The following is a 3703-nucleotide window of genomic DNA, read 5'->3' as shown; positions in this document are numbered from 1 at the left end:
GGCGGCCGTCCTCGCCGAAGCGCATCCAGGCGATGTCGTCGCCGATCGTCTCGACCGTCCAGCCGGAGATCGTCGGCTCCAGCATGGCGAGGTTGGTCTTGCCGCAGGCGGACGGGAAGGCGGCGGCCACGTACTTCGCCTCGCCCTGCGGCGGGGTCAGCTTGAGGATCAGCATGTGCTCGGCGAGCCAGCCCTCGTCGCGGGCCATCACCGACGCGATGCGCAGGGCGTAGCACTTCTTGCCGAGCAGGGCGTTGCCGCCGTAGCCGGAGCCGTAGGACCAGATCTCGCGGTCCTCGGGGAAGTGCGAGATGTACTTGGTCTGGTTGCAGGGCCAGGGGACGTCCTCCTGGCCGGGCTCCAGCGGGGCGCCGAGGGAGTGCACGGCCTTGACGAAGAAGCCCTCGTCGCCGAGCTCGTCCAGGACGGCCCGGCCCATGCGGGTCATGGTGCGCATGGAGACGGCGACGTACGCGGAGTCGGTGATCTCGACGCCGATGGCGGACAGCGGCGAGCCGAGCGGGCCCATGCAGAAGGGCACCACGTACATGGTGCGGCCGCGCATGGAGCCGCGGAACAGGCCCTTCTCACCGGTGAAGATCTCCCGCATCTCGGCGGGGGCCTTCCAGTGGTTGGTGGGACCGGCGTCCTCCTCCTTCTCGGAGCAGATGAAGGTCCGGTCCTCGACGCGGGCGACGTCGGTGGGGTCGGAGGCCGCGTAGTAGGAGTCGGGGCGCTTGATCGGGTCGAGTTTCCGGAAGGTGCCCCTGGCGACGAGTTCCTCGCACAGTCGCTCGTACTCGGCCTCTGAGCCGTCGCACCAGACCACCTGGTCCGGCTGCGTCAGGTCTGCGATCTCGTTGACCCAGGAGATCAGTCCCTGGTGGGTGGTGGGGACGCTGGGAGCCGCGATGTCGCGCGCCACGATTGCTCCTAAATGAGGGGTTTTTTGTTGGAGGCCCCGTGGGGGCTGCGACCCGGATGCTTCACGGTGAGACCTTCGGCGCTCATCCGGTGCCGACCGCACTCATTTGATCATCCGACGAGAGCGCCCATCTGTCCAGAGGAGCGCACAGGTGAGCAACGTGACGATGACCACGGTTTTTCCTGCCGCTTTACGTTCACGTTGAGTTGATATGACCTTTTCTTTGCGTGACGATTCTGTGGAGCGGTGTGAGACGATGAGCACTCCACACCTCCAATGCGACACCCTCACCCGTAACTTACGGTCCCGTAGGTACGATGCGACCATGACTGCGCTCGTCCCCGACGCGTCCGCCGACCCGCCGGCCGAAGGCCGCGGCCCGGTGGCGACTTCTCTGCCGCACCCCGCCAAACCCAAGCTCCGCGGCTGGCTGCACCTCGGCATGTTCCCCGCCGCACTGGTGGCCGGACTGGCCCTGACCGCCTTCGCCGACTCGCCCCGCGGCCGCCTCGCCTGCGGGGTCTACGCGCTGACCGCCTGCCTGCTGTTCGGCGTGAGCGCGCTGTACCACCGGGGCGACTGGAGCCCCCGCATGGACGGGGTGCTGCGCCGGCTCGACCACGCCAACATCTTCCTGATCATCGCGGGCACCTACACCCCGCTGACCATCCTGCTGCTGCCGGACTCCAAGGGGCGGTGGCTGCTGTGGGGCATCTGGGCGGCCGCCGCCGCGGGGATCGTCTTCCGGGTCTTCTGGGTCGGCGCCCCGCGCTGGCTCTACACCCCCTGCTACATCGCCATGGGCTGGGCGGCCGTCTTCTTCCTCCCGGACTTCCTGCACACCGGCGGCATCACCGTCCTCGTCCTGGTGGTCGTGGGCGGCCTGCTCTACAGCGTGGGCGGGATCGTCTACGGGATCAAGAAGCCCAACCCGTCACCGCGCTGGTTCGGCTTCCACGAGGTCTTCCACTCGTTCACCCTGGCCGCCTTCATCGCGCACTACGTCGGCATCTCCCTGGTGGCGTACCAGCACGCGTAGGCGTCCACCACCCCGAGTCCAGGCCGCGGCACCGGTGCCGCGGCCTTTTCCGTGCCCGGTGCCCGGCGCGCGGTGCGCGAGACCCGGTGCCCGGCGCGCGACCGCCGGTCCACGACCACGCACGGTCACGCTCGCCCCCACGTATTGACACGGACCATCTTTTGAGAGCTACTCTCATTTCATGGCCACTGTCATTCAGCGGAACGCCGCGCACACCGACCCCCGCCGCTGGTGGGCCCTCGGGGCCCTGGTCGCGAGCATGCTCACGCTCGGCTTCGACCTGACGATCCTCAACGTGGCGCTGCCGACCATGGCCGCACAGCTGGGGGCGAGCACCGGCGAGCTGCAGTGGATCGTGGACTCCTACATCGTGGTGTTCGCGGCGCTGATGCTGCCCGCCGGTCTGCTCGGCGACCGCTTCGGACGACGCCGCATGCTCGTCGTGGGGCTCTGCGTGTTCCTCGCCGGGTCCCTGGCCGGTGCCCTGACCGACGCACCGGAACTCGTCGTCGCGGCCCGCTCGGTGATGGGTCTCGGGGCCGCGCTGGTGATCCCGCTCGGGCTGTCCGTGCTGCCGTCGATGTTCGGTGCGGAGGAGCGCGGCAAGGCGGTCGCCGCCGTCACCGCCTCCATGGCCGCCGGGATGCCGCTCGGGCCGCTCGTCGGCGGGCTGCTGCTCGACCACTACTGGTGGGGCTCGATCTTCCTGATCAACATCCCGATGGCCGCCGTGGGCATCGCCGCCTGCCTGTTCCTGCTGCCCGAGTCGCGCGATCCCTCCTCCCCCAGGGTCGACGCGCTGTCCACGGCGTTCAGCGCGCTCGGGCTCGGCGCGCTGGTCTTCGGCATCATCGAGGGGCCCGCGCGCGGCTGGACCAGCTCCTGGGTGCTCGGCTCGTTCGCGCTGTCCGCGCTGCTGCTGGCCGGCCTCGTGGCGCGGGAGCGGCGCGCCGCGCGGCCCATGCTCGACCTCGCGCTGCTCGGGCGGCGCGGCTTCCTGTTCAACGTCCTGGCCGCGACGCTCGGCACCTTCGTCTTCGCCGGGCTGCTGTTCCTGCTGCCGGCGTATCTGCAGGAGACCGGCGGCAGCGACGCCTTCGGCACCGGGCTGCGGCTGCTGCCGATGATGGGCGGTCTGCTGGTCGCCGCACGGACGAGCACACCGCTGGTGCGGCGGCTCGGACCGCGGCCGGTGGTCGGTGCGGGGCTGGCGGTGCTGTGCTTCGCCGCGCTGCTCGGCTCCCGGACCGAGCCGGACAGCGGCTACGGGTTCACCGCCGTGTGGCTGACCGTCGCGGGCCTGGGCTTCGGCCTGGCGATGGTGCCGGCGATGGACGCGGCGCTCGGCGGCATCCCGGCCGACGAGGCGGGCAGCGGCTCCGCCCTGCTGATGACGCTGCGCCAGGTGGGCGGAGCCGTCGGCATCGCCCTGCTCGGCAGCCTCGTCGCCGACACCTACGCCGACCGGCTCGACACCGCCGGGCTGCCCGCCCCCGCCGCGGAGGCCGCCCGGGAGTCGCTGAGCGGGGCGCACGCCGTCGCCGGGCACCTGGACCTGCCGGCCCTCGCCCGCTCCGCCGACGCGGCGTACGTGGACGGGATGTCCCTGGTGCTCGTGGTCTGCGGGATCGCGGCGCTGGTGACCGCGGTCCTGACCGCGCTGTTCCTGCCGAATCCGCGCCCCGCCGCCCCACCGGCCGGACGGACGCCGGGGGAACCGGACACCTCCGGCGCACCGG

3 protein-coding genes are annotated in these 3703 nt (G+C 71.1%); 2 read left to right on the top strand and 1 reads right to left on the bottom strand.

Annotated elements, in window-relative coordinates; genetic code table 11:
• Positions 1–925 (bottom strand): phosphoenolpyruvate carboxykinase (GTP) (locus tag RIM90_RS25765; RefSeq protein WP_309063144.1); only part of this gene is annotated, 925 nt, incomplete at its 3' end.
• Positions 926–1250: 325 nt separating this feature from the next.
• Between RIM90_RS25765 and RIM90_RS25760 the strand changes: the two genes are divergently transcribed.
• Together RIM90_RS25760 and RIM90_RS25755 are read left to right on the top strand one after the other, a co-directional pair.
• A complete protein-coding gene (locus RIM90_RS25760) occupies positions 1251–1964 on the top strand; it encodes a hemolysin III family protein (protein ID WP_309063143.1) in 714 nt (237 codons plus the stop codon).
• A 181-nt stretch (positions 1965–2145) separates the two neighbouring features.
• A partial coding sequence (locus RIM90_RS25755) for an MFS transporter (RefSeq protein WP_375165548.1) occupies positions 2146–3703 on the top strand: 1558 nt, incomplete at its 3' end.

The sequence above is a fragment of the Streptomyces sp. genome, assembly GCF_031181555.1.
GTDB lineage: Bacteria > Actinomycetota > Actinomycetes > Streptomycetales > Streptomycetaceae > Streptomyces > Streptomyces fimbriatus.
This window is presented reverse-complemented; position numbering and strand designations above follow the sequence as displayed.